General features: G+C 71.0%; 22 protein-coding genes, 3 tRNA genes and 1 pseudogene. 10 read left to right on the top strand and 16 right to left on the bottom strand.

Features of this window, described 5'->3' with window-relative positions:
• Positions 1–15: 15 nt before the first annotated feature.
• Together rsmD and recG are read right to left on the bottom strand one after the other, a co-directional pair.
• Positions 16–603, bottom strand: coding sequence for a 16S rRNA (guanine(966)-N(2))-methyltransferase RsmD (rsmD, locus tag ACZ7OO_RS21950; protein WP_471506726.1), 588 nt, complete (start codon positions 601–603; stop codon positions 16–18).
• A gap of 141 nt (positions 604–744) precedes the next feature.
• Positions 745–2949, bottom strand: a complete 2205-nt coding sequence (gene recG / locus ACZ7OO_RS21945; RefSeq protein ID WP_471506724.1) for an ATP-dependent DNA helicase RecG — start codon at positions 2947–2949, stop codon at positions 745–747.
• Positions 2950–3118: 169 nt separating this feature from the next.
• On the opposite strand from recG, the gene ACZ7OO_RS21940 reads away from it, so the two are divergent.
• Both ACZ7OO_RS21940 and ACZ7OO_RS21935 read left to right on the top strand, forming a co-directional pair.
• A complete protein-coding gene (locus ACZ7OO_RS21940; protein WP_471506722.1) occupies positions 3119–4966 on the top strand; it encodes an HSP90 family protein in 1848 nt (615 codons plus the stop codon).
• Positions 4966–7875 (top strand): tetratricopeptide repeat protein, encoded by a 2910-nt coding sequence (locus ACZ7OO_RS21935; protein WP_471506720.1) that lies wholly within the window; start codon positions 4966–4968, stop codon positions 7873–7875. The genes ACZ7OO_RS21940 and ACZ7OO_RS21935 overlap by 1 nt, the downstream gene beginning before the upstream one ends.
• 19 nt (positions 7876–7894) lie before the next feature.
• Here the strand turns inward: ACZ7OO_RS21935 and ACZ7OO_RS21930 are convergent, their stop codons facing one another.
• Entirely contained in the window at positions 7895–9568 is a 1674-nt protein-coding gene (locus tag ACZ7OO_RS21930) for a DAK2 domain-containing protein (protein ID WP_471506718.1), read from the bottom strand.
• A 260-nt stretch (positions 9569–9828) separates the two neighbouring features.
• Here ACZ7OO_RS21930 and rpmB point away from each other — a divergent pair, with 260 nt between their 5' ends.
• On the top strand, positions 9829–10014 hold the full coding sequence (gene rpmB / locus ACZ7OO_RS21925) for a 50S ribosomal protein L28 (protein ID WP_003993230.1): 186 nt from the start codon (positions 9829–9831) through the stop codon (positions 10012–10014).
• Positions 10015–10130: 116 nt separating this feature from the next.
• Positions 10131–10546, top strand: a pseudogene (locus ACZ7OO_RS21920) (AfsR/SARP family transcriptional regulator); the annotation flags it as partial.
• On the opposite strand, the gene thiD reads toward ACZ7OO_RS21920, so the two are convergent.
• Together thiD and ACZ7OO_RS21910 are read right to left on the bottom strand one after the other, a co-directional pair.
• Positions 10487–11284 (bottom strand): bifunctional hydroxymethylpyrimidine kinase/phosphomethylpyrimidine kinase, encoded by a 798-nt coding sequence (thiD, locus tag ACZ7OO_RS21915; RefSeq protein ID WP_471506716.1) that lies wholly within the window; start codon positions 11282–11284, stop codon positions 10487–10489. The pseudogene ACZ7OO_RS21920 and the gene thiD sit on opposite strands and share 60 nt — an antisense overlap.
• Positions 11281–12246: a thiamine-phosphate kinase gene (locus ACZ7OO_RS21910; RefSeq protein WP_358922591.1), complete on the bottom strand. Its 966-nt coding sequence runs from the start codon at positions 12244–12246 to the stop codon at positions 11281–11283. The genes thiD and ACZ7OO_RS21910 overlap by 4 nt, the downstream gene beginning before the upstream one ends.
• Before the next feature lie 205 nt (positions 12247–12451).
• Between ACZ7OO_RS21910 and ACZ7OO_RS21905 the strand changes: the two genes are divergently transcribed.
• Positions 12452–12685, top strand: coding sequence for an Lrp/AsnC family transcriptional regulator (locus ACZ7OO_RS21905; RefSeq protein WP_352219363.1), 234 nt, complete (start codon positions 12452–12454; stop codon positions 12683–12685).
• A 20-nt stretch (positions 12686–12705) separates the two neighbouring features.
• Positions 12706–13191: a DUF3515 domain-containing protein gene (locus ACZ7OO_RS21900; protein WP_471506714.1), complete on the top strand. Its 486-nt coding sequence runs from the start codon at positions 12706–12708 to the stop codon at positions 13189–13191.
• 21 nt (positions 13192–13212) lie between these two features.
• Here ACZ7OO_RS21900 and ACZ7OO_RS21895 read toward each other — a convergent pair whose 3' ends face one another.
• From ACZ7OO_RS21895 to ACZ7OO_RS21885, 3 genes are read right to left on the bottom strand one after another with little or no spacing between them, the layout of a single operon-like run.
• Positions 13213–14370, bottom strand: coding sequence for a D-alanine--D-alanine ligase family protein (locus tag ACZ7OO_RS21895; RefSeq protein ID WP_471506712.1), 1158 nt, complete (start codon positions 14368–14370; stop codon positions 13213–13215).
• 59 nt (positions 14371–14429) lie between these two features.
• On the bottom strand, positions 14430–15440 hold the full coding sequence (locus ACZ7OO_RS21890; RefSeq protein WP_471506710.1) for an NAD(P)H-dependent glycerol-3-phosphate dehydrogenase: 1011 nt from the start codon (positions 15438–15440) through the stop codon (positions 14430–14432).
• The gene (locus tag ACZ7OO_RS21885; protein ID WP_471506708.1) at positions 15437–16201 is read right to left on the bottom strand and encodes a lysophospholipid acyltransferase family protein; all 765 of its coding nucleotides are present in this window, start codon (positions 16199–16201) and stop codon (positions 15437–15439) included. Before ACZ7OO_RS21885 ends, ACZ7OO_RS21890 begins: the two co-directional genes overlap by 4 nt.
• A gap of 177 nt (positions 16202–16378) precedes the next feature.
• Here ACZ7OO_RS21885 and cofC point away from each other — a divergent pair, with 177 nt between their 5' ends.
• Positions 16379–17017 carry a 2-phospho-L-lactate guanylyltransferase gene (cofC, locus tag ACZ7OO_RS21880; protein WP_471506706.1) on the top strand — a complete coding sequence of 213 codons (639 nt, stop codon included), beginning with the start codon at positions 16379–16381 and terminating at the stop codon, positions 17015–17017.
• A 9-nt stretch (positions 17018–17026) separates the two neighbouring features.
• A complete protein-coding gene (locus ACZ7OO_RS21875; RefSeq protein WP_352219357.1) occupies positions 17027–17230 on the top strand; it encodes a hypothetical protein in 204 nt (67 codons plus the stop codon).
• A gap of 158 nt (positions 17231–17388) precedes the next feature.
• Here the strand turns inward: ACZ7OO_RS21875 and ACZ7OO_RS21870 are convergent, their stop codons facing one another.
• The 4 genes from ACZ7OO_RS21870 to leuC form a co-directional block, all read right to left on the bottom strand.
• Positions 17389–18012 (bottom strand): HU family DNA-binding protein, encoded by a 624-nt coding sequence (locus ACZ7OO_RS21870; protein WP_471506704.1) that lies wholly within the window; start codon positions 18010–18012, stop codon positions 17389–17391.
• A gap of 140 nt (positions 18013–18152) precedes the next feature.
• Positions 18153–18383: an SCO5555 family protein gene (locus ACZ7OO_RS21865; RefSeq protein WP_352219355.1), complete on the bottom strand. Its 231-nt coding sequence runs from the start codon at positions 18381–18383 to the stop codon at positions 18153–18155.
• 288 nt (positions 18384–18671) lie between these two features.
• The gene (leuD, locus tag ACZ7OO_RS21860; RefSeq protein ID WP_471506702.1) at positions 18672–19265 is read right to left on the bottom strand and encodes a 3-isopropylmalate dehydratase small subunit; all 594 of its coding nucleotides are present in this window, start codon (positions 19263–19265) and stop codon (positions 18672–18674) included.
• Between the two features lie 6 nt (positions 19266–19271).
• Positions 19272–20702: a 3-isopropylmalate dehydratase large subunit gene (leuC, locus tag ACZ7OO_RS21855; protein ID WP_471506700.1), complete on the bottom strand. Its 1431-nt coding sequence runs from the start codon at positions 20700–20702 to the stop codon at positions 19272–19274.
• Between the two features lie 205 nt (positions 20703–20907).
• Here leuC and ndgR point away from each other — a divergent pair, with 205 nt between their 5' ends.
• Positions 20908–21624, top strand: coding sequence for an IclR family transcriptional regulator NdgR (ndgR, locus tag ACZ7OO_RS21850; RefSeq protein WP_003993203.1), 717 nt, complete (start codon positions 20908–20910; stop codon positions 21622–21624).
• A gap of 217 nt (positions 21625–21841) precedes the next feature.
• Here ndgR and ACZ7OO_RS21845 read toward each other — a convergent pair whose 3' ends face one another.
• Entirely contained in the window at positions 21842–22348 is a 507-nt protein-coding gene (locus ACZ7OO_RS21845) for a DUF4188 domain-containing protein (RefSeq protein WP_471506698.1), read from the bottom strand.
• 89 nt (positions 22349–22437) lie between these two features.
• Between ACZ7OO_RS21845 and ACZ7OO_RS21840 the strand changes: the two genes are divergently transcribed.
• Entirely contained in the window at positions 22438–23082 is a 645-nt protein-coding gene (locus ACZ7OO_RS21840) for a MerR family transcriptional regulator (RefSeq protein ID WP_471506697.1), read from the top strand.
• A 67-nt stretch (positions 23083–23149) separates the two neighbouring features.
• Here the strand turns inward: ACZ7OO_RS21840 and ACZ7OO_RS21835 are convergent.
• The 3 genes from ACZ7OO_RS21835 to ACZ7OO_RS21825 form a co-directional block, all read right to left on the bottom strand.
• Positions 23150–23222 (bottom strand) — tRNA-Glu (locus ACZ7OO_RS21835).
• Positions 23223–23250: 28 nt separating this feature from the next.
• Positions 23251–23322, bottom strand: a tRNA-Gln gene (locus ACZ7OO_RS21830).
• 20 nt (positions 23323–23342) lie between these two features.
• Positions 23343–23415, bottom strand: a tRNA-Glu gene (locus ACZ7OO_RS21825).
• Positions 23416–23423: the final 8 nt, after the last annotated feature.

Raw genomic sequence — 23423 nt, 5'->3', positions numbered from 1 at the left:
CGCTCTCCGGTCCGGTCATCGTGCGTCTTCGCACGTAGAGGCGGCGCGACCGTACCAAAACGTTCCCTCGCCGTAGCGACGGGACCGGAGGGCCTCGAAACCGGTCGGCCAGTGGAAGACGCCGCCTCTGGTGCTGCGCTCCACGGTGACGAGGGCATCCGGCGCTAGCCAGCCCCCCGAGTGGAGTGTGAGGAGAATCTCCCGAAGATCGTCGTCCGAGACGGCGTACGGGGGGTCCAGGAAGACGATGTCGTACGGCTGAGCCGGCGCCGGTGTCCGGATGATCTGTTCGGCTTTGCCCGCCCGCACTTCGGCGCCGGGCAGGCCCAGGTTCCTCACGTTTTCACGTACGACACGGGCGGCTCTGGGGTCGGCCTCCACGAGGAGGGTGTGGCCGGCGCCCCGGGAGAGGGCCTCCAGGCCCACGGCGCCGGAACCGGCGTAGAGGTCGAGGACGCGTTCGCCGTCCAGGGGGCCGTCGAGGAGGGACTGCCAGGTGGAGAACAGGCCCTCGCGTGCGCGGTCGGATGTTGGCCGGGTTCCCGTGCCGGGCGGCACGGTCAGCCGACGTCCACCGGCTGCGCCGGCGATCACGCGGGTCATTCGAGGGTCCTTCGTCGTGGACGGCTTTACCCGTTCAGTCTGGCAGGCCTACGGGGGGTGGGTGCCTGGCCGAAGCCGGCGGCTGCGGGTGTGATGTGGCTGGTGGCGCGGTTCCCCGCGCCCCTTCAGGGGCGATGCGCCTCAGCCCTTTTCCAGGAACTGTTCTCTTTCCTCGTCCAAGAGGGCGTCCAGGGCCGTTCGTAGGCCCGGGAGGTCCGTCAGCTCGGGGTCGCGGGCCACCAAGGCCGTCGCCTCCTCCCTCGCCTCCGCGATGATCTCCTCGTCCTCGATCACCGCCAGGACGCGGAGGCTGGAGCGGGCTCCCGACTGGGCCTGGCCCAGGACGTCGCCCTCTCTCCGCTGCTCCAGGTCGATCCTCGACAGCTCGAAGCCGTCCAGGGTCGAGGCCACCGCCGTCAGACGCTGGCGGGCCGCGCTCGCCTCGGGCATCTCGGTGACCAGGAGGCAGAGACCGGCGGCGGAGCCTCGGCCCACTCGGCCGCGCAGCTGGTGGAGCTGGGAGACGCCGAAGCGGTCGGCATCCATGATCACCATGGCGGTGGCGTTCGGGACGTTCACGCCGACCTCGATGACCGTCGTGGCCACCAGGACGTCCGTGTCTCCCGCCGCGAAGCGGCGCATCACCGCGTCCTTGTCGTCCGGGTGCATCCTGCCGTGCAGGACCTCCACCCGCAGGCCGCTGAGCGGGCCCTTGGTGAGGTGGTCGGCCACGTCCAGGACGGCCAGCGGGGGGCGTTTCTCGGCTTCGTCCTCGGCCGTCTTCTTCGCCTTCTTCGGGTCCTCCTCCTCGTCGCCGATGCGGGGGCAGACCACATAAGCCTGGTGGCCCTTGGCGACTTCCTCGCGGACCCGTTCCCAGGCGCGGGCCAGGAAGTGGGGCTTGTCGGCAGCGGGGACGACATGGGTGGCGATCGGGGAGCGGCCGGCCGGGAGCTGGTCCAGGACCGAGGTCTCCAGGTCGCCGAAGACCGTCATCGCGACCGTGCGCGGGATGGGGGTCGCGGTCATGACGAGGAGGTGGGGCGGCTGCTTTCCCTTGCCGCGCAGGGCGTCGCGCTGCTCGACTCCGAAGCGGTGCTGTTCGTCCACCACCACCAGGCCCAGGTCGTGGAACTGGACCTTGTCCTCGATCAGCGCGTGCGTGCCGATCACCAGGCCGGCGTCCCCGGTGACGAGGTCCAGCATCGCCTGGCGGCGGGCGGCCGTGCCCATCGAGCCGGTGAGCAGGACGACCTTGGTGGCATGCTCGGCGCCGCCCAGCATGCCGCCTTCCGCCAGCTCCCCCATCATCTCGGTGATCGAGCGATGGTGCTGCTGGGCCAGCACCTCGGTGGGCGCGAGCATGGCAGCCTGGCCGCCCGCGTCGACCACGGCGAGCATGGCGCGCAGGGCGACGAGCGTCTTCCCGCTGCCGACCTCGCCCTGCAGAAGGCGGTGCATCGGATGCTCCGTCGCCAGGTCGTCGAAGATCTCCTTCGAGACCTTCTGCTGGCCGTCCGTGAGGGTGAACGGGAGACGGTCGTCGAAGGCCGCGAGGAGACCGTCGGGGCTGGGCCTGCGAGCCACCGCGGGGAGTTGGGCGTCGGTGTGGCGGCGGCGGGCCAGGGCGACCTGGAGGACGAAGGCCTCGTCCCACTTGAGGCGGTCGCGGGCCTGCGCGATGTCCGCCTTGGTGTGTGGGCGGTGGATCTTGAGGAGGGCCTCGGGGAGGGGGACGAGGCCGCGGCCCTCACGGAGGGTGGGAGGGAGGGGATCCAGGGCCTCCTGGACGCTCGGCAGCACCGTCTGGACCGCCTTGCCGATCTTCCAGGACTCCAGCTTGGCGGTGGCCGGGTAGAGGGGGATGAGGGCTCCGGCCCAGGTCTCCACCGATTCGGCCGGGTCGTCGCCGCGGAGCAGTTCGTAGGCGGGGTGGGCCAGTTGGAGGCGGCGGTTGAAGACCGAGACCTTGCCGGCGAACATCGCGCGGGTGCCCGGCAGGAGTTCCTTGTGGGGCTTGTGGACGCCGTTGCCGAAGAAGACCAGTTGGAGCCGGCCGCTGCCGTCGGTGATCGTGACCTCCAGCCGCTGGCCCTTGCCGCGGGGCGCCTTGGAGGAGGCGAACGTGTGCAGTCGGGCGTCGGCGACCATGGCGACCACCGTGACGTGTTCGTCCATGGGCAGGTCGGCGAGGTGGGTGAGCTGGCCACGCTCCTCGTACCTGCGGGGGTAGTGGTGCAGCAGATCGCCGACGGTGTGCAGGCCGAGATGCTCGGCCATCACCTTCGCGGTGGCTGGGCCGAGCACCTTCTTCAGTGGTTCTTCCAGTGCGGGCACGAGATCCATTGCACACCACCCCACTGACAATGCCGTATACGTCTCGGGAAACCCCTGGTCAGACGGCCGTTTTGAGTCATAGGATGGCGCGCTCCGGCCATCCTTCCGCGGTCACCACCCCACCAGGGACCGCCCGACCCCGCGCCGACCACCTCTTCCCCCCTCCGGCGTAGCGACGATGGACTCCCAGACCTCACAGTCATCACAGGCATCACAGTCACCTCATACGTTCCAGGTCGACCTGCGTGGTCTGGTGGACCTGCTCTCCCATCATCTGTACTCCAGCCCCAAGGTCTATCTCCGCGAGCTGCTGCAGAACGCGGTGGACGCCATCACCGCCAGACGGGCCGAGCAGCCCGACGCACCCGCGCGGGTGCGGCTGTACGCCGACGGCGGTGCCCTTCGGGTGGAGGACAGCGGCGTCGGGCTCACCGAGTCGGACGTGCACAGCCTGCTCGCGACCATCGGGCGCAGCTCCAAGCGGGCGGAGGGGCTGCAGGAGGCCCGCTCCGACTTCCTGGGCCAGTTCGGCATCGGACTGCTGGCCTGTTTCGTGGTCGCCGAGCGGATCCGGGTGGTCAGCCGCAGTGCCCGCACCCCGGACGCGCCGCCCGTGGAGTGGACGGCACGCGACGACGGGTCGTACACCGTAAGGACGTTGGCGCCCGAGGCCCGTCCCGAGCCCGGCACCACCGTGCATCTGGTGGCGCGGGCGGGTGCGGCGGAGTGGCTGGACGAGCGGCGGGTGCTCGCGCTGGCGCGGGACTTCGGTTCGCTGCTGCCGTACGACGTCCGGGTGGGCGACGAGGCGGTCACCGATCTGCCCGCGCCCTGGGACCGGCCGTACCCCTCCCCCAGTACCCGCCGGGTGGCGCTGGCCAGGCACTGTCACGAGCTGTTCGGGTTCACGCCGTTGGACTCGATCGCCCTTGACGTGCCGCTGGCCGGGATCCGGGGGGTGGCGTATGTGCTGCCGTCGGCGGTCAGTCCCGCCCAGCGGGCCACCCATCGTGTGCACCTCAAGGGCATGCTGCTGACCGAGCGGGCCGAACAGCTGCTGCCCGACTGGGCGTTCTTCGTGCGCTGTGTCCTGGACACGGACAGCCTGCGGCCGACCGCCTCGCGCGAGTCGCTGTACGAGGACGAGACGCTGGCAGCCGTACGGGAGGCGCTCGGCGAAAGGATCCGGTCCTGGCTGACCGGACTGGCGGCCGGTGATCCGGAACGGCTCTCCGCCTTCCTGTCCGTGCACCACCTGGGTGTGAAGTCCCTCGCCCGGCACGACCAGGAGATGCTGCGCACGATGCTGCCGTGGCTCCCCTTCGAGACCACCGACGGGCAGTTGTCCTTGGAGGAGTTCGCACAGCGCCACCCGGTGGTGCACTTCACGCGGACGGTCGAGGAGTACCGGCAGGTCGCGCCGATCGCCTCCGCGCAGGGCGTCGGGGTGATCAACGGCGGTTACACGTACGACAGTGAGCTGGTCGAGGCGCTGCCGTCGGTGCGGCCCGGGACGGTGGTCGCGGAGCTGGACGCCGACACCGTGACCGCGCATCTGGACGCGGTGGATCCCGCGGAGGAGCTGGCGCTGGCGGGCTTTCTCGCGGCCGCGCGGGCGAAGCTGGACCCGCTGGGCTGTGATGTCGTCCTGCGCGCCTTCCACCCCCTCTCCGTGCCCGCGCTGCACCTGGACGACCGCGCGGCCCGGCACGAGCAGGCCCGCGCGAAGGCCGAGGAACAGGCCGACGACCTGTGGGCGGGCATCCTGGGCTCGCTGCGCGGCAGCGCACCCCGGGCGCGTCTGGTGCTCAACCACCTCAACCCGCTGATCCGGCGGATCAGTTCCCTGAAGGACCCGGAGCTGATCGGCACCGCGAGCGAATCGCTCTACGGGCAGGCGCTGCTCATGGCCCAGCGCCCGCTGCGGCCCGCCGACTCGGCGCTGATCAACCGCTCGTTCATCGGCCTCCTGGAATGGGCGACTTATCGAGAGCACGGACGAGAGCACGGAGAGGGTGACCGCTGATGGGCGAAACCGGCGGGATCGCGGACTTCGACTCGCTGCGCCGCGCGATGGCCGAGAACTCCGAGGAGCCGGAGGGGCCCGCCCGCAACGCGCGCGCGGAGCAGCTGCTGGTGGAGGCCGAGAAGCTGAACATCCCGCTCGCCGTGATCGAGGCGCTCGGGCACCAGCTGAAGGTCTACAACTACAGCTCCGAGAAGGACAAGATGTTCGTCCCGTTCGCGCGGCTGTTGCGCCTGTGGGACGAGCGGCCCGGGGACTTCGACGAGTACGAGACGCATTCGCTGTACTGGGTCTTCAAGTGGATGACGGCCGGCATGCTCGACCAGCCGCACATTCCGCTCGCCTCGATCGAGAAGTGGCTGGGCGAGATGGAGCACCGCTACCGGCTCGCCGGGCACTCCGAGCGGGCGGTGCGCAGCGCCGAGTTCAGTGTCGCCGGGCACATCGGCGACTTCCCGCGCGCGGAGCGGGCGTACACGGCCTGGCTGGCGGCGGACCGGGACCGGATGGCCGACTGCCATGCGTGCGAGCTGCACGGGCAGGGCGGCTGGCAGCTGCGGAACGGCCGGGACGCCGAGGCGCTGGAGCTGTGGGGGCCGGTCCTGGAGGGCGAGTACAGCTGCGCCCATGAGCCGCACACGGTCCTCGCCTCCTCCCTGGCCCCGCTGCTGCGGCTCGGCCGGGCCGACGAGGCCCGCGCCCACCATCTGCGCGGCTTCCGGCTGGTCCGCCCCATGGAGAGCATGCGGGGCGCTTACGCGGACCATGTGGAGTTCTGCGCGCTGACCGGCAACGAGGCGCGCGGTCTTGAGCTGCTGGCGGAACGTCCCGCCTATTTCACGGACACCGGGCAGCCGCGCAGCCGGATGGACTTCATGGCGGTGGTGACGCTGCTGATGGAGCGGCTGACCGAGCTGGGCCTCGGTGACCAGCGGGTACCGGGCCCGGCCGGGCGGGTGTGGAACGCCGGGGAACTCGCCGGCCACGCGCGCGCGGAGGCCCTGGAGCTGGCCGCGCGGTTCGACGCCCGCAACGGCACCTCCTATGTCGGCGACCAGTTGCGCGAGCGCATGGCGCAGCGGCCGCTGGTGGACCGGCTGCCGCTGGGCGTGCGGGCGGTGCGGACGGCGCCCGCCGGGCCGGTCGCGCCGGTCGTGCAGGCGCCCGCGCCGGAGCAGCCTTCGCTGCCCGCGCTGCTCGCCGAGGCGCGCCGGCTGTCGGACACACTCCAGCCGCACGCCCTGGAGGCCTGGGCGGCGGTCGCGGAGGCCGCCGAGAGCGCCGAGGTGGACACCTATGTCCACGCGGAGATCGCCGACCACACGGCGATGGGCCGTGGCCCGGAGGGCGTCGAGCTGTTCGAGCGGGCCGCGGAACTGTACGCGGAGGCGGGCGACGAGGGGGAGGCGATCGCGGCACGCGCGCGTGCCGCCTACGTACGCGCCCTGTCCGGGGAGCTCGACGAGGCGACGGACGCGATCGTCGAGCCGTACGACCGGATCCTCGCGCTGTACGCCGACGACGCCACCGGCGTGCGGCAGACGGCGTCCGTGCTGATGAGCCGGGCGCGGATCCTGATGCGGTGGGTGCACGAGCGGTCCGAGGGCGCCGCCGACGCCGAGCAGGCCGTACGGGAGCTGCTGGCGCTCGTCGGTGGGCGCGGTGGCTCCGATGTCCGGCTGGTGTCCCGGGCGGCCGAGGGGCGGGCGATGCTCGCCGAACTGGCCGAGCACGCCGGGGACGGGGAGCGGGCGGGCGAGCTGTTCCGGCAGGCGTCGGCGCAGTTCGTCGGTGCGGAGCTGCCGTGGTTCGCGGTGGAGTACGAGGTGCGGGTGGCCGCGCTCGCCCATGAGCAGGGCGACATGGCCGAGGCGGAGCGGGCGCTGCGCGCGGCCCTGGAGCACGGCGGCCCGTATGTGGAGCCGGTCGGGCGGGCCCAGCTGCATCTCCAGCTCGCCGAGGTCCTCGGCGGCCGGGGCAAGGCCGAGGAGGCCGCCGAGCACGCCCTGGAGGCCGCCCACTGGGCCGACGAGGCCGGGGAGAGCGGCACCCTGGGCGCCTGGGCGCGGCACCAGCTGGGCGGCTTCCTGCTGCGGCAGAGGCGGTTCGCGGAGGCCGCCGAGGTGCTGGAGTCGGCGCTGGCCGACCTGAGCGCCGAGACGCACGGCGACGGCGCGGTCGTCCAGACCCAGTGGTGGCTCGGGGACTGCCTGAGCGAGCTCGGCGAGCACCACGCGGCGGCCGAACGGCGGCTGAAAGCCGCCGAGATCGCCCGGCACTGGCCCGAGCAGCACGACCACGCCACCCTCGCGCACCTGGCCGCGGAGTCGCTGGGCAACGCGGGGCTGCCCGCCGAGGCGGACCAGGCGTACACGCGCGCGGGCGAGTTGTGGCGGGCGATGGGCAACGTGCACTTCCTGGTCCGCTCGCTGCGGGCCCGCGCGTGGCTGGCGCTGCGCACGGAGGCGGGGACGGAGGGTGCGCGGAGGCTGATGGCGGCCGCGGTGGCGGAGTGCGAGACGGCGCTGGCGGCGCTCGCCAATCCGGCGGACCGGGAGCGGCTCACCGGTGAACTCGGCCACACTCACCGGCAGTTCGGTGATCTGCTGGCACGGTCCGTGCCCGAGGACGCGGAGGACGCGGCGATCCAGGACGCGTTCGAGGCGGCGCTGGCCGAGATGACGGCGGCGATCGCCCTCTTCGCCGGGCTGGGCGAGGACGGGCTGCACAGCCGTACCGGCGCCGAACTCGCGGCGGGCTGGCTGGAGGCCGACCTGAGCCGGCCGGCGGACGCGGCCGCACGCGCGCGTGCCGTACTGGACGCCTACGAGGGCGCCGACCCGGACGACGACACGGTCCGGGCCCGGCGGGCGGAGGCACGTCAGCTGCTGGAGCCCACGGAGGCGTGAAGGGGCGTGCGCAGGGGGCTCACTCGACGCCGATGAGGAGCGGGGCCCCCTGCCGGCCGCCGTCGTAGACCACCGTGTCGACGGCCAGGTACGTCTCGCGCACCCGTGCCTCCAGGCGTTCGGCGACGCCTTCGGGCGCCTCGTCGCCGAGGACGAGAGTGACCAGCTCGCCACCGGCCTGGAGCATGCGGTCGAGGATTGTCTCGGCGGTGGCCGTCACGTCCGAGCCGATCACCGCCACATCACCGTCGATCAGGCCCAGCACGTCCCCGGCCTGGCAGATGCCGGCCATGGTCCAGGACTGCCGTTCCGCGACCACGACCTCGGCGTAGCGGGTGGCGCCCGCAGCCGAGGTCATCTGGACGACGTCCTCGTCGAAGCGGCGGTCCGGCTGATGCACCGCGAGCGCGGCGATGCCCTGGACCGCCGAGCGGGTCGGGATGAGGGCGACCCGGATACCCTCCGCGCGGACCTGCTCGGCCGCCGCGGCCGCCGTGTGCCGCAGGTCGGCGTCGTTGGGCAGCAGCACCACCTCGCGCGCGTGGGCGCGCCGTACGGCGTCCACCAGCTCCCCGCTGGCGGGCGGCTCCCCGGGGCGCGCGAGCACGGTGGTCGCGCCGGACTCGGTGTACAGCCCGACCAGCCCCTCCCCCGGCACCACGGCCACCACGGCGCGCTGTACCCGCTCGCGCGGCGGCTCCCCGCCGGTGTGCACGTCCCCCGCGCCGAAGTGCGTGATCCGGATCCGGTACGGCCGCCCCGCCTCGACGCCCGCCTCCACGGCGGCGCCGGCGTCGTCGACGTGCACATGGACGTTCCACAGGCCGTCGCCGCCGACCACGACCAGGGAGTCGCCGAGGGCGTCGAGCCGGGCCCGCAGCCGGTCCACGGCGGCGTCCTCGGCCTCCAGGAGGTAGATGACCTCGAAGGCGGGGCCCCCGGCCGACTCGGCGCAGGCCTCCGCGCGAGCGTCGGAAACGGCGTCCACGCGCGCGTGCACGATCGGGACCGCCCCGTAGGCGTGCACGTCGAAAGCCGTCGGTGTCTCCCCGGTGAACGCCTCCACCAGCGCCCCGAGCACCGCGACCAGGCCCAGCCCGCCGGCGTCGACCACCCCGGCCCGCTCCAGGGCGGCCAGCTGTCCCGGGGTCTCCGCGAGCGCCTTGCACGAGCCTTCGTAGGCGGCCCGCGCGATCGTCCCGCAGTCGCCCTCGGCCGCTTCGGCGGCGTCGGCCGCTGCCGCCGCGACCGACAGCACCGTGCCCTCGACGGGGTGGGCCACGGCCCGGCGGGCGGCGTCGGCGGCGTGCCGCAGGGCGAGCCGCAGCCCCTCGCCGTCGATGTGAGTGGCCTCACCCTCGGTGAGGACATGGGCCATGCCGCGCAACAGCTGCGCCAGGATCGTGCCGGAGTTGCCGCGCGCGCCTATGAGGGCCCCGTGCGCCATCGCGCGCACGGCGTCGGCCAGCGTGGGGACCTCTTCACCCAGCTCATAACCGGCGAAGACGGCCTCCACGGCCCCCGTGGCCGACTCCACCGTCAGATAGAGGTTCGTGCCCGTGTCGCCGTCGGCCACCGGGTAGACATTGATCGCGTCGATCTCCTCGCGCGCCCGGCCGATCGCCCCGAGCGCGAGACCGCACCAGGTGCGCACCGCGAGAGCATCGAGGAATGTCTGCGGCACCTGCGCCACCTGCGCCTCCTTGAGCTGGCCCGACGTGGTCGCAGCGTAGACCCCGGGAGGGTGTCCACCGGAAGCGGGCCGGGAGCCGGCCCCTGAGCTGCCATGCTAGTTTCGTCTAACCGACGCAGCCGTTGTATGCTGCTCCGGTTGCCCGATCTCATCGGGCCACTACCCCTGGCAACGCCACTCAAGATCTCGGATCCCCTGGATCTCGATCCCGGCACGCCGGGATCCAACCGTAAGTGCATCTGAAGTCTTTGGAGTGACCGGTGGCTGCCAACTGCGACGTCTGCGGCAAGGGGCCGGGCTTCGGCAACAACATCTCGCACTCGCACCGCCGTACGTCCCGTCGCTGGAACCCGAACATCCAGCGTGTGCGTACCGTGGTCGGCGGGACGCCGAAGCGCGTGAACGCCTGCACCTCGTGCATCAAGGCCGGCAAGGTCTCGCGCTGACGCACTGCTGCTGAGCGCGCGGCCACTGCTGGTTCGCTGCACAGAGCCGGTCCACCGAAGGGTGGGCCGGCTTTTTGCCGTGCCTGCTTCCTGGCCTACCTGTCAGAATCCCGACCATGCGCTTCGGCATTCTGGGCTCCCTGGACATACGCACCGACGACGGCACCCCCGTCGACCCCGGCGGCCCCCGCCCCCGCGCGCTGCTCACCCTGCTGCTCCTGGACGCCGGCCGCGCGGTCTCCGCACAGCGCCGCACCGACGGCCTGTACGGCGCCGAGCCGCCCGCCGGGGCGGCCAACGCCCTCCAGTCCCAGATCTCCCGGCTGCGCAGACGCCTGGCGCCGCACGCCGAGATCGAGGCCACTGCCGCCGGTTGACGAGCCGCCGTCGCCCCCAGCTCGCGCCTGCTGGCCCGCTTCTTCGAGAAGATGACGGAGAAGGCGGCCACCGACATCAAGCTGCGGGAGTACCCCTACTGAGGGCCCCTGCTCAGGGCCCAGCCGTGGTCCACCGGCCCGATCCCCGCGCCGAGTGCGAACCCGGCCGCGATCGCGCCGGTGACGTACTCCTTGGCCGCCGCCACCGCCTCCGGCACGGACTGCCCCTTCGCGAGCTGCGACGCGATCGCAGACGCGAGGGTGCAGCCCGTGCCGTGCGTGTGCCGGTTGTCGTGGCGGGGGGCGCGCAGCCGGAACTCGTCCGTGCCGTCCGTGAGCAGGTCCACGGCCTCGCCAGGCAGATGCCCGCCCTTGACCAGCACCCACTTCGGCCCGTACGACAGTACGGCCGCCGCGGCCCGGCGCAGATCCGCCTCCGACTCGACGTGCACGCCGGTCAGTTGGGCCACCTCGTCCAGGTTGGGCGTGGCCACGGTGGCCAGCGGGAGCAGCCGGGTGCGGACCGAGTCCAGGGCGGAGGCGGCGAGCAGGGAATCGCCGTGCTTGGAGACGCCCACCGGGTCGACGACCACGGGCGCGTCGGTCCCGGCGATCAACTCCGCGACGGTCTCGACGAGTTCGGCCGAGGCGAGCATCCCGGTCTTCACCGCGTCCACGCCGATGTCGTCGACGACGCTGTGGTACTGGGCGCGCACCGCCGCCACCGGCAGCTCCCAAGCGCCCTGCACGCCCACGGAGTTCTGCGCGGTCACCGCCGTGATCACGCTCATGCCGTGCGCGCCGAGCGCCAGCATGGTCTTCAGGTCGGCCTGGATCCCGGCCCCGCCGCCGGAGTCGGAGCCCGCGACCGTCAGCACGCGCGGGAGGCTCATGACTCGATGTCCCCGAAGTGGTCCCAGCCGCCCTTGCTGGTCCAGGGCGCCCCGTCGACGGTCACCTGGGGCAGCGCGGACGGGTTGAGAACCTCGCCGATCACCTTCCAGCGGGCGGGCAGCTTCACGTCCGGCGGGAAGGTCGCCACGATCGCGTGGTCCTCGCCGCCGCTCAGCACCCACTGCAGCGGGTCCACGCCGACGGCCTGCCCGATGTCGTTCATCTGGGACGGGATGTCGATCGCACCGGAGCGGATGTCGATCCGCACCTTGCTGGCCTCCGCGATGTGCCCGAGGTCGGCGATCAGCCCGTCGCTCACATCGCACATCGCGGTCGCGCCGAGCCCCGCGGCGGCCGGGCCCGCGTGGTACGGCGGCTCGGGGCGGCGGTGCGCCTCCACGAAGGCGCGCGGCGAACGGAAGCCGCGGGAGAGCACCGCGTAGCCGGCCGCCGACCAGCCCAGCCAGCCCGTGACGGCCACCAGGTCGCCGGGCTGGGCGCCGCCCCGGGTGACCGGCTCCTGGTTGCGCAGATCGCCGAGCGCGGTGATGGAGACCATGATCGTGTCGCCGCGGACCACATCGCCGCCGACCACTGAGGCGCCGGCCACCTGGCACTCGTCGCGGATGCCGTCCATCAGCTCGCTGGGCCACGTCACCGGCAGTTCGGCGGGGACGACCAGGCCGAGCAGCAGCGCGGTCGGCACGGCGCCCATGGCGGCGATGTCCGCGAGGTTCTGTGCGGCCGCCTTACGGCCCACGTCGTAGGCCGTGGACCAGTCGCGGCGGAAGTGCCGGCCCTCCAGCAGGATGTCGGTGCTCGCCACGACCCTGCGGTCGGGGGCGGCGACCACCGCGGCGTCGTCGCCGGGGCCGACCCGGACCGCCGGAGTGGTGGTGAGACGGGAGGTGAGCTCCCTGATGAGCCCGAACTCCCCCAGCTCACCAACAGTGCCCTTCATTGCCCTACGCCCCTTCTCTGCCTTGCCGTGCCCGCTCGCGCGTCATTCTCGTCCTGGTTACGGTCGAGGTGACCGTCAACTTCTGTCGTGCCTGCACCATGGCGCGCAAGCCCCTGTCCGCGCAGGTCTCCCCGCGGTGAGCGGCGACGCGATACCGTGGCGTTCCTTTTCCCCACATGATCCTCGTGGCCGCCCTGGAGGTTCCGTGGTACAGGCGTACATCCTGATCCAGACGGAGGTCGGCAAAGCGTCGACCGTCGCCGAGATCATCAGCAAGATCCCTGGAGTCATCCAGGCCGAGGATGTGACAGGACCGTACGACGTCATCGTGCGCGCACAAGCGGAGACGGTCGACGAACTCGGCCGCCTCGTGGTCGCGAGAGTCCAGCAAGTGGAGGGCATCACGCGCACCCTGACCTGCCCGGTCGTCCATCTGTAGCCCCCGTCTACGCTTGGCCGGTGAACATTTTCCGTCACCGGCCATTCGGTCTGCCCGCGCTCGCCGTGCTGATGATCGCGGCGGCGGGCTGCTCATCGGCAGACGACGCCCCGTCGGCGGCGGTTCCCAGCCCGGGCGCGACCGTTGCCAGACTGTGCGACCGCCTCGACGGGGTGCTGCCGAAGAAGGTGGACGGACTCACCCGCCGTGACCCCGAGCCCTCGTCCGCGCTGACGGCGGGCTGGGGGGACCCGGCGATCATACTGCGCTGCGGTGTCGGACGGCCTGCGAAGATGGCCGATCCGGAGGCCGACGGGGTGGAGGTGAACGGGGTCGGGTGGCTGCTGGAGCAGCAGGCCGGCGGGGTGTTCCGGTTCACGACGACGCTCCGGAAGGCGTATGTGGAGGTGACGATTCCGAAGGAGCGGACGGGGGACGGCGTGGCGCCACTGGTGAGTTTGGCGCCTGCCGTCAAGAAGGCGATTCCGGAGGGGATCGCCGACTAGGCGCGCCCCTGACGGGGCGCTTCAGCGCAGGCCGGTCGAACGGTTCAGCGCCGCCTGGATCAGGCGGTCGATCAGCTCGGGGTAGGCGACTCCCGTCGCCTGCCACATCTGGGGATACATCGAGATCGGGGTGAAGCCCGGCATCGTGTTGATCTCGTTGATGACGAAATCGCCGTCCTCGGTGAGGAAGAAGTCCGCGCGGACCAGGCCCTCGCAGGACGCGGCCTCGAAGGCGTCCACCGCGAGCGCCTGGATCTCGGCGGTCTCCCGGGGGGTCAGCGGGGCCGGGACGATGCCGGGGGTGGAGTCGATGTACTTGGCCTCGAAGTCGTAGTACGCGTGCGAGGCGGCGGGCGGGATCTCGGCCGGGACCGAGGCGCGCGGGCCGTCCTCGAACTCCAGGACGCCGACCTCGATCTCGCGGCCGCGCAGCGCCGCCTCGACCAGGATCTTCGGGTCGTGGGCCTGGGCGGTGGCGATCGCCTCGTCCAGGCCGGAGAGGTCGTCGACCTTGGTGATGCCGATCGACGAGCCGGCCCGCGCGGGCTTCACGAACAGCGGCCAGCCGTGCTCGCCCGCGAAGTCGACGATCCTCTTGCGGGCGGCGGACTCGTCCTGCTTCCACTCGCGGGGACGGATCACCAGGTACGGGCCGACCTTGAGCCCGAACGAGGTGAACACCCGCTTCATGTACTCCTTGTCCTGGCCGACGGCCGAGGCGAGCACACCGGAGCCGACGTACGGGACGCCGGAGAGTTCCAGGAGGCCCTGGAGGGTGCCGTCCTCGCCGTAGGGGCCGTGCAGCATCGGGAAGACGACGTCGACCTCGCCGAGCGCCTTGGGCACGGAGCCGGGCTCGCTGTAGACGACCTCGCGGTTGGCCGGGTCGACGGAGAGCACCACGCCGCCCTCGGTTGACTCGGCGAGGTCGCCGACCTCGGGCGTACGGCGCTCGCTGATCGCCATGCGTTCGGGTTCGTCGGCCGTGAGCACCCAGCGGCCTTCCCTCGTGATGCCGATCGGGAGGACGTCGTACTTCGTCCGGTCGATGGCGCTCAGGACGGCTCCGGCGGTGACCATGGAGATCCCGTGCTCGGAGCTGCGACCGCCGAACACGACGGCCACACGCGGCTTGCGAGCGGGCTGCTCAGGGCTCTGGGGGAGGTTCTCGGTGCTCATATCGCGTTGAGAGTACCCGGTGGTAGGGCCCCGAGACAGCGTCCGCGGGGCGCGTTCGCTCAGCGTCGCTCGGGCTTCGCGCTGCGCGACATGAGCTCCTTGAGGGCGACCACGGGCGGCTTGCCCTCGTGCACGATGTCGACCACCGTCTCGGTGATCGGCATCTCCACGCCGTGCCGGCGGGCCAGATCGGCCACGGACTCGCAGGACTTGACGCCCTCGGCGGTCTGCCGGGTGACCGCGATGGTCTCCTCCAGGGTCATGCCCTTGCCGAGGTTGGTGCCGAAGGTGTGGTTGCGAGACAGCGGCGAGGAACAGGTGGCCACCAGGTCGCCGAGGCCGGCGAGACCGGAGAAGGTCAGCGGGTCGGCGCCGAGCGCCATGCCGAGCCGCGCGGTCTCCGCGAGACCGCGCGTGATGAGCGAGCCCTTGGCGTTGTCGCCGAGGCCCATGCCGTCCGCGATGCCCACGGCGAGGCCGATGACGTTCTTCACGGCACCGCCCAGCTCGCACCCGACCACGTCGGTCTCGGTGTACGGCCGGAGGTACGGGGTGTGGCAGGCGGTCTGGAGGCGCTGGGCGACCGTCTCGTCGGTGCAGGCGACCACGGCGGCGGCCGGCATTCGGGCGGCGATCTCGCGGGCGAGGTTGGGGCCGGTGACGACGGCGATGCGGTCCTGGCCGACCTTGGTGACGTCCTCGATGACCTCGCTCATCCGCATGGCGGTGCCGAGTTCGACCCCCTTCATGAGGGAGACGAGGACCGTGCCGGGCGCGAGCAGCGGCGTCCAGTCGGCGAGATTGGCCCGCATGGTCTGGGACGGCACCGACAGGAACGTGAAGTCGGCGCCGGCCGCGGCCTCGGCGGGGTCGGTCGTGGCCCGCAGGTTCTCGGGGAGTTCCACGCCGGGCAGGTAGTCGGGGTTGGTACGGCCGGAGTTGACGGCCTCGGCCACCTCCGCCCGCCGCGCCCACAGGGTGACCTCGCACCCGGCGTCGGCGAGCACCATCCCGAAGGCCGTACCCCACGAACCCGCGCTGAAGACCGCCGCCTTGGCAGGCTTGCTCACTTGCCGCTCTCCTCTTCCAGACCGCTCTGCGCACGCGTCCGGCGCCGCTGCTCGATCCGCACCTGGCGTGGATCGTAGGGGGTCTCGGGGGCCTTCTCGCCGCGGATCTCCTCCAGCTGGCGGGTGATGGCGGCCATGATGACCTCGGTCGCCTCCTTCAGGACGTCCTGGGTCATGTCCTTGTCGTAGAAGCGCGAGAGGTCGACCGGCGGGCCGGCCAGGACGTGGTGGGTCTTGCGGGGCAGCAGCCTGAGCTTCTTCGCGTACGGCGGCAGCAGTTCGTTGGCGCCCCACTGGGCGACCGGGATCACCGGGCACTTGGTCTGCAGCGCGACCCGGGCGGCGCCGGTCTTGGCGGTCATGGGCCACTGGTCGGGGTCGCGGGTGATCGTTCCCTCAGGGTAGAAGGCGACGCACTCGCCGCGTTCCACGGCGTCGATCGCGGCCCGGAAGGCGCTGAGCGCGTCGGTGGACTCGCGGTAGACGGGGATCTGTCCGGTGCCCCGCATGGCGGCGCCGACGAATCCCTTCTTGAAAAGCCCGCTCTTCGCCAGGAATCGCGGAACGCGCCCGGTGTTGTACTGATAGTGGGCGTAGGCGAAGGGGTCGATGTGGGAATTGTGGTTCACCGCGGTGATAAATCCGCCCTCGGCCGGAATGTTCTCCATTCCGCGCCAGTCCCGCTTGATCATGACCACCAGCGGCGGTTTGCACAGCACCGCAGCGAAGCGGTACCAGAAGCCGATTCTCCGGCGGGGCACGCGCACACCTTCCTCTAGGACATCTTCCCGGTCTCCGGGACTTCTTCTCCCGGACCGGGGGCCGGGAGAAGTGTGTCCCCGGTCCGCCGGTCTGTCGAGGAACACCGTACGCCTCGCTGCCGCGCGCGCCTCGGGGCCCGGGTGACAATGAGGCAACAAGGGAGGGACGGTACGTCGGTGCAGTGGACCTTGGTGATACCCCTCAAGCCCCTGGCGCGAGCCAAGAGCAGGCTCGCGGACACCGCGACGGACGGTTTGCGTCCGGGACTGGCCCTCGCCTTCGCCCAGGACACGGTGGCCGCGGCCCTGGCCTGCCTGGCGGTGAAGGATGTGGTGGTCGTCACGGACGACACGCTGGCCGGACGCGAACTTTCGGCGCTGGGCGCGCGCATCGTCCCGGACACGCCCCAAAGCGGCCTGAACGCCGCTCTGCGGCACGGCACGGCGGTCGCACGCGCATCGCGTCCGGAAAGCGCGGTGGCGGCCCTGAACGCGGACCTGCCGGCGTTGCGTCCGCTGGAATTGTCCCGGGTGCTCGACGCGGCCGCGGAATTCCAGCGCGCTTTTCTCCCGGACGCGGCGGCAATCGGCACCACCCTGCTGGCCGCGTCCCCCGGCAATGAATTGGCGCCCGCATTCGGCCCGGATTCCCGCGCCCGCCACACCGCCTCGGGCGCCGCGGAACTGCGGCTGGCCGGCGTGGAGTCGGTACGCCAGGACGTGGACACCGGCGCGGACCTGCGAACGGCACTGGCCCTGGGCGTGGGCCCGCGGACGGCGGCGGTGGCAGCCCGCCTGCTGATCCCGGACCAGTAGGCTGCCGTCATGCAGGCGACCGCATACACGTACGACCCCGACAGCAGAAGCGGCCAGGTACTCCTGGACGACGGGACTCCGGTGCCTTTCGACGGGGCGGCTTTCGAGGCGGGGGGCCTACGGCTGCTGCGCCCCGGGCAACGGGTACGCATCGAGACGGAGGGGACCGGAGACGATCTCCGCGTCACCCTGGTGACCCTGCAGACGTTCTGAGGGTCAGGCGCCTGCAAGGGGCGCGGAAACTGCGCGATAAGCCCCCACCAGCGGTCTCTTTGAACTCAACCGCCTCAGAAATTCACCCAGGACACACCGCGGGCCGGACTCCCTCAGGAGTCCGGCCCGTCGCGTGAGTACCCCGACGCCCCCGCTTCTCAGCGAGCGGCGGTCTTCTTCGCGGTGGCCTTGCGAGCCGTCGACTTCTTGGCCGGCGCCTTCTTGGCGGTGGCCTTCTGGGCCGGAGCCTTCTTGGCGGCCGTCTTCTTCGCCGTCGCAGAGGTCTTCTTGGCGGTGGTCTTCTTCGCCGCCGCCGAGGTCTTCTTGGCGGCGGCGGTCGTCTTCTTCGCCGTCGTCTTCTTCGCGGTGGTCTTCTTCGCCGCCGCGGTCGCCTTCTTGGCGGTGCTCTTCTTCGCCGCCGCCTTCTTGACCGTCGCCGAAGCACCGCCGGTCAGGCTGCCCTTGGGCGCCTTCTTGACCGCGACCTCGCCGCCCCGCGGGAGCTTCTTCGAGCCGCTCACCAGGTCCTTGAAGCCCTGACCGGCACGGAAGCGCGGCACGGAGGTCTTCTTGACCCGAACCCGCTCGCCCGTCTGGGGATTGCGGGCGTAACGGGCCGGACGGTCCACCTTCTCGAAGGAACCGAAGCCCGTGACCGAGACCCGGTCCCCCCCGACGGTCGCGCGGACGATGGCGTCCAGAACCGCATCGACCGCTTCGGCGGCCTGCTGGCGGCCGCCCATCTTGTCGGCAATCGCTTCTACGAGCTGCGCCTTGTTCACGTCTTCCCCTTCGGAGACATCGCCAGAACGAAAGTGTTCAAGCTTTTTCGCACGTTAGGCAGATATATACCGCAAATCAAACACGAAACGGGCTTATCACCCTTGTGCCGCAACGGACTCGGTCGTCCAGGACGGTCCAGTCAGCGTTCCTCTTCGGGGAATCGGCCCGCTTCGAGGTCCGTGTTGAACCGTTCCAGCCGCCTTGCCGCGTCGGCGAGGTCGTGTTTGGCCGCGGCCGTAATGACCAGCAGCTTCCGGGTCAGCGCCATCCGTACGCCCTCCGGGACTTGCAGTGCGCGCACTCTTGTGTGCGCTTCCTTCAGTTGGCCCGCGACCGCCGCATAGAGCTGGAGTTGGCCGTCGTGTTCCATGCACAGATTGTGCCATCTGGGGCGAGTTGTCGCCTGCGCAGGGGGCAACTGCCGCCTCAAATGGCCTTCCGGGCACTTGCGGAAGGCACGGACACAGCACTCACGTACCCATCCAACATCCGTCCTAACGTGGGAAGTTGGCAAGACCTGCGACAACGCGAGCGCCCGTTCGGGTGCAGACATGGCTGTACCCCCAATCGTGGCGATCGGGGGTACAGGCGGGGTGTGGCGGTGGCTGAAACCAGCCGTATTCAGATGTGGTCGATCAGGCCGGAAGCGGGCTCCGGATCAGGCCTGGAGCGTCTGCGGCTTGTACGACGGCCGCTTGGCCTCGTACGCGGAGATGTCGGCCTCGTTCTGGAGGGTGATGGAGATGTCGTCCAGCCCGTTCAGCAGCCGCCAGCGGGAGTTCTCGTCCAGCTCGAAGGAGGCGGTGATCCCCTCGGCGCGCACCTCGCGGGCCTGGAGGTCGACCGTGATCTCGGCCTGCGGGTCGTTCTCGGTGAGCTCCTGGAGCGCGTCCACGATTTTCTGCTCCAGAACCACCGTGAGCAGGCCGTTCTTAAGCGAGTTGCCCCGGAAGATGTCGGCGAAGCGGGACGAGATGACGGTCTTGAAGCCGTAGTTCTGCAGTGCCCAGACGGCGTGCTCACGGGAGGAGCCGGTGCCGAAGTCGGGGCCGGCGACGAGCACGGTCGCCCCCTGCCGCTCGGGCCGGTTGAGCACGAACTCGGGATCTTTGCGCCAGGCCTCGAACAGCCCGTCCTCGAAACCGTCCCTGGTGACCTTCTTGAGCCAGTGAGCAGGGATGATCTGGTCGGTGTCGACGTTGGAGCGGCGCAGCGGGACGGCCCGGCCGGTGTGCGTGGTGAATGCTTCCATGGCTGATCAGACTCCAGCGGGCGTACGAACGTCGGCGTCGGACAGGTCGGCGGGCGAGGCCAGGTGGCCCAGGACGGCCGTGGCGGCCGCGACCTGCGGCGACACCAGGTGGGTACGGCCCCCCTTGCCCTGCCGGCCCTCGAAGTTGCGGTTGGAGGTGGACGCGGAGCGCTCGCCCGGGGCCAGCTGGTCGGGGTTCATGCCCAGGCACATCGAGCAGCCCGCGTGCCGCCATTCGGCGCCGGCGTCCTTGAAGACGACGTCCAGGCCCTCGGAGACGGCCTGCAGACCGACCCGCGCGGAGCCGGGGACGACCAGCATCCGTACGCCGTCGGCGACTTTGCGGCCCTCGACCACGGCGGCGGCGGCGCGCAGGTCCTCGATACGGCCGTTGGTGCAGGAGCCTACGAAGACGGTGTCCACCTTGATGGAGCTCAGTGCCTGGCCGGCCTCCAACCCCATGTACTCCAGGGCCTTTTCGGCGGCGAGGCGCTCCGAAGCGTCTTCGTACGAAGCCGGGTCGGGGACGTGCGACGAAAGCGGTGCGCCCTGGCCGGGGTTGGTGCCCCAGGTGACGAACGGCGAGAGGGCGGCGGCGTCGATGTGCACCTCGGCGTCGAAGACCGCGTCCTCGTCCGTCCGCAGGGTCTTCCAGTACTCGACCGCCGCGTCCCAGTCGGCGCCCTCGGGGGCGTGGGCGCGGCCCTTGATGTACGCGAAGGTGGTCTCGTCGGGGGCGATCATGCCCGCGCGGGCGCCGGCCTCGATCGACATGTTGCAGATGGTCATGCGGGCCTCCATCGAGAGCTTCTCGATGGCGGAGCCGCGGTACTCCAGGATGTAGCCCTGGCCGCCGCCGGTACCGATCTTGGCGATGATCGCCAGGATCAGGTCCTTGGCGGTGACGCCCTCGGGCAGCTCGCCGTCGACCGTGATGGCCATGGTCTTCGGGCGGGCCAGCGGCAGCGTCTGGGTGGCCAGCACATGCTCCACCTGGGAGGTGCCGATGCCGAACGCGAGCGCGCCGAAGGCGCCGTGCGTGGAGGTGTGCGAGTCACCGCAGACGACGGTGGTGCCGGGCTGGGTCAGACCCAGCTGCGGGCCGACCACGTGCACGACACCCTGCTCGACGTCGCCGAGCGGGTGCAGCCGGACGCCGAACTCGGCGCAGTTCTTGCGCAGCGTCTCCAGCTGGACCCGGGAGACCGGGTCCGCGATGGGCTTGTCGATGTCGAGGGTGGGGGTGTTGTGGTCCTCGGTCGCGATGGTGAGGTCGAGGCGGCGCACCTGGCGGCCGTTCTTGCGCAGTCCGTCGAAGGCCTGCGGGCTGGTCACCTCGTGCAGCAGGTGCAGATCGATGAAGAGGAGGTCGGGCTCGCCCTCGGCGCGCCGGACGACATGGTCGTCCCAGACCTTCTCCGCGAGTGTCCTACCCATCGCTTTCCCTCCGGCCGGCAGACGTGCACCGGCCCAACTAGAGATCTTGAGGTAGCGGCTGCCCGTTCTCCGGGCCCCTGAAGTCGTGGTTCCGGGCGTCCGCCGCCGGGCCCGTTGGTCCGCGGGCCACTGTGTCTATCCAGAGTGGCGCGTTCCATCGAAAATTGAACTTGCGTTTCACAGAGTGAGACGGGAGTATCGTTGCATGGACAACAGTAGCGGCGTCGGCGTTCTGGACAAGGCGGCCCTTGTCCTGAGCGCTCTGGAGTCCGGTCCGGCCACCCTCGCGGGTCTGGTCGGGGCCACCGGACTGGCACGGCCCACGGCTCACCGCCTGGCCGTGGCCCTGGAACACCACCGCATGGTGGCACGCGACATGCAGGGCCGTTTCATTCTCGGCCCGCGCCTCGCGGAACTGGCCGCGGCGGCAGGCGAGGACCGTCTGCTCGCGACGGCGGGCCCGGTGCTCACCCACCTCCGGGACATCACCGGCGAGAGCGCGCAGCTCTATCGCCGCCAGGGTGACATGCGGATCTGTGTGGCCGCGGCGGAACGCCTGTCCGGTCTTCGGGACACGGTCCCGGTCGGCTCGACGCTCACGATGAAGGCGGGTTCCTCGGCGCAGATCCTGATGGCCTGGGAGGAGCCGGAGCGCCTGCACCGCGGCCTCCAGGGCGCCCGCTTCACGGCCACGGCCCTGTCGGGTGTCCGCCGCCGCGGCTGGGCCCAGTCCATCGGCGAGCGCGAGCCGGGCGTCGCGTCGGTGTCGGCGCCGGTGCGGGGACCTTCCAACCGCGTGGTGGCGGCGGTGTCCGTTTCCGGACCGATCGAGCGGCTGACCCGCCACCCCGGGCGCATGCACGCCCAGGCGGTCATCGACGCGGCGGGCCGCCTGTCGGAGGCACTGCGCCGCACGGGCTGAGCGCGAAACTCCGGCCGGACAGGGAGAGGCCGCCTCAACGCCGCGGCGGCCATCCCCGAGGGGACCGGAGACACCTGAGGGCGCGGGAAACGGCGCGACCAGCCACGACGTTGTCGCAGGCGGCCGACGATTTTCGCCGTGGGGGCTTTGGTCGTAGGCACGCGCGGCCGGTGGGGGCTGGTCGCGCAGTTCCCCGCGCCCTTACGGGGCGCTGTACTCACGCCGATCGGTGAGCGAACCGGTCCTTCGCGTAGCGGCCCCGCTGCTCCACCGGCACCACGCCCGTCGCTCGGCCCAGGCCGAACTCCGGCATGTCGAAGTAGATCGACTCGTACGAGCCCTCCGGCGCCACATACGCCTCGTGCCACAGCCCCACGTGCCCGTGGAGCTTGCCCGCGCGCTCCTTGCGGTTCACGATCCCCCACACCCTGTGGTGGAACAGGTCGGGCGAGCTCGCGTACGCGTACAGCTTCTCCTTCGACTCCCAGTACTGGACGACGTAGTACGTGCGCGGCGAAGCCGTCAGCAGGATGCGCCCCAGCAGCCCGCGGCCGGGGTCCCGTTCGAGCTCCCGCAGCATGCGGAACATCGAGAGCGCGACCGGGAACCACTGGTGGACCGCCCAGAAGTGGTTGATGCGCATGCCGATCAGCAGGACCACCGCGTCGCCCTCGCGAGCTGCGGTCGTACGGCCCGGAATCGGCTTCGCGAACCTCGCGACCATGACGGCACCCCCGGAATGTCATCGGATAGCGGCACTATCCTTCTATGCGATGCTTGGATAGTGGCACTCACCAAGGAGGCACGCAAGACATGCGGCTTGCCCAGCTGAGCAGGCGCAGCGGTGTGTCCGCCGCGACGATCAAGTACTACCTGCGCGAAGGGCTGTTGCCGCCCGGCCACCAGGTCAACGCCACGACCGCGGAGTACGACGAGGAGCATCTGCGCCGGCTCCGCCTGGTCCGCGCGATGATCCAGGTCGGCCGGATCCCCGTCGCGACGGTCCGCGAGGTGCTCGGGCATGTAGACGACAGCTCGCTGGGCCGCACGATCAGGGTGGGCGCCGCGCTGTGGGCGCTGCCGCAGGTGCCGGAGCCGGACGAGGACGACGAGTTCGTCCGGAGCGCGCACCGGGAGGTCGGCGCACTGCTGGACGTGCTCGGCTGGGAGAACGCCAAGCAGCTCACGACCATCTCCCCCTCGTACCGCCGGCTGGTGGTCGCGGTGGCCGCGTTCCGCCGGCTCGGTTACGACTGGGACGCCGAACTCCTCGTGTCGCACGCGAAGTTGATGCATCAGGCGGCGATCGCCGACCTGGACTTCCTGGAGACGCATCCGTCCGAGGAGGAGAAGGTGGAGGCCGCGGTGGCCAGCGCGGTCCTGGTGGAGCCGATGCTCCAGGCGCTGCACCGGCTGGCCCAGGAGGAGGAGACGGCCCGCCGCTACGGCTTCGAGTGAGCCGTGGACAAACGGCAGTACGAGAAAGGGCCCCTCACCGAAGTGAGGGGCCTCGCTCTTCTCTCTGTACCCCCGACCGGATTCGAACCGGCGCTACCGCCTTGAGAGGGCGGCGTGCTAGGCCGCTACACAACGGGGGCATGGATCTTGCGTTTCCGCAGATCCGAGCTGGTCTACCTGGACTCGAACCAAGACTAACTGAACCAGAATCAGTCGTGCTGCCAATTACACCATAGACCAATGTGGTTTAGACCAGTTCGTACCCCCGACCGGATTCGAACCGGCGCTACCGCCTTGAGAGGGCGGCGTGCTAGGCCGCTACACAACGGGGGCCCTAGCGA

The sequence above is a fragment of the Streptomyces sp. NPDC111744 genome (genome assembly GCF_055634995.1).
This window is presented reverse-complemented; position numbering and strand designations above follow the sequence as displayed.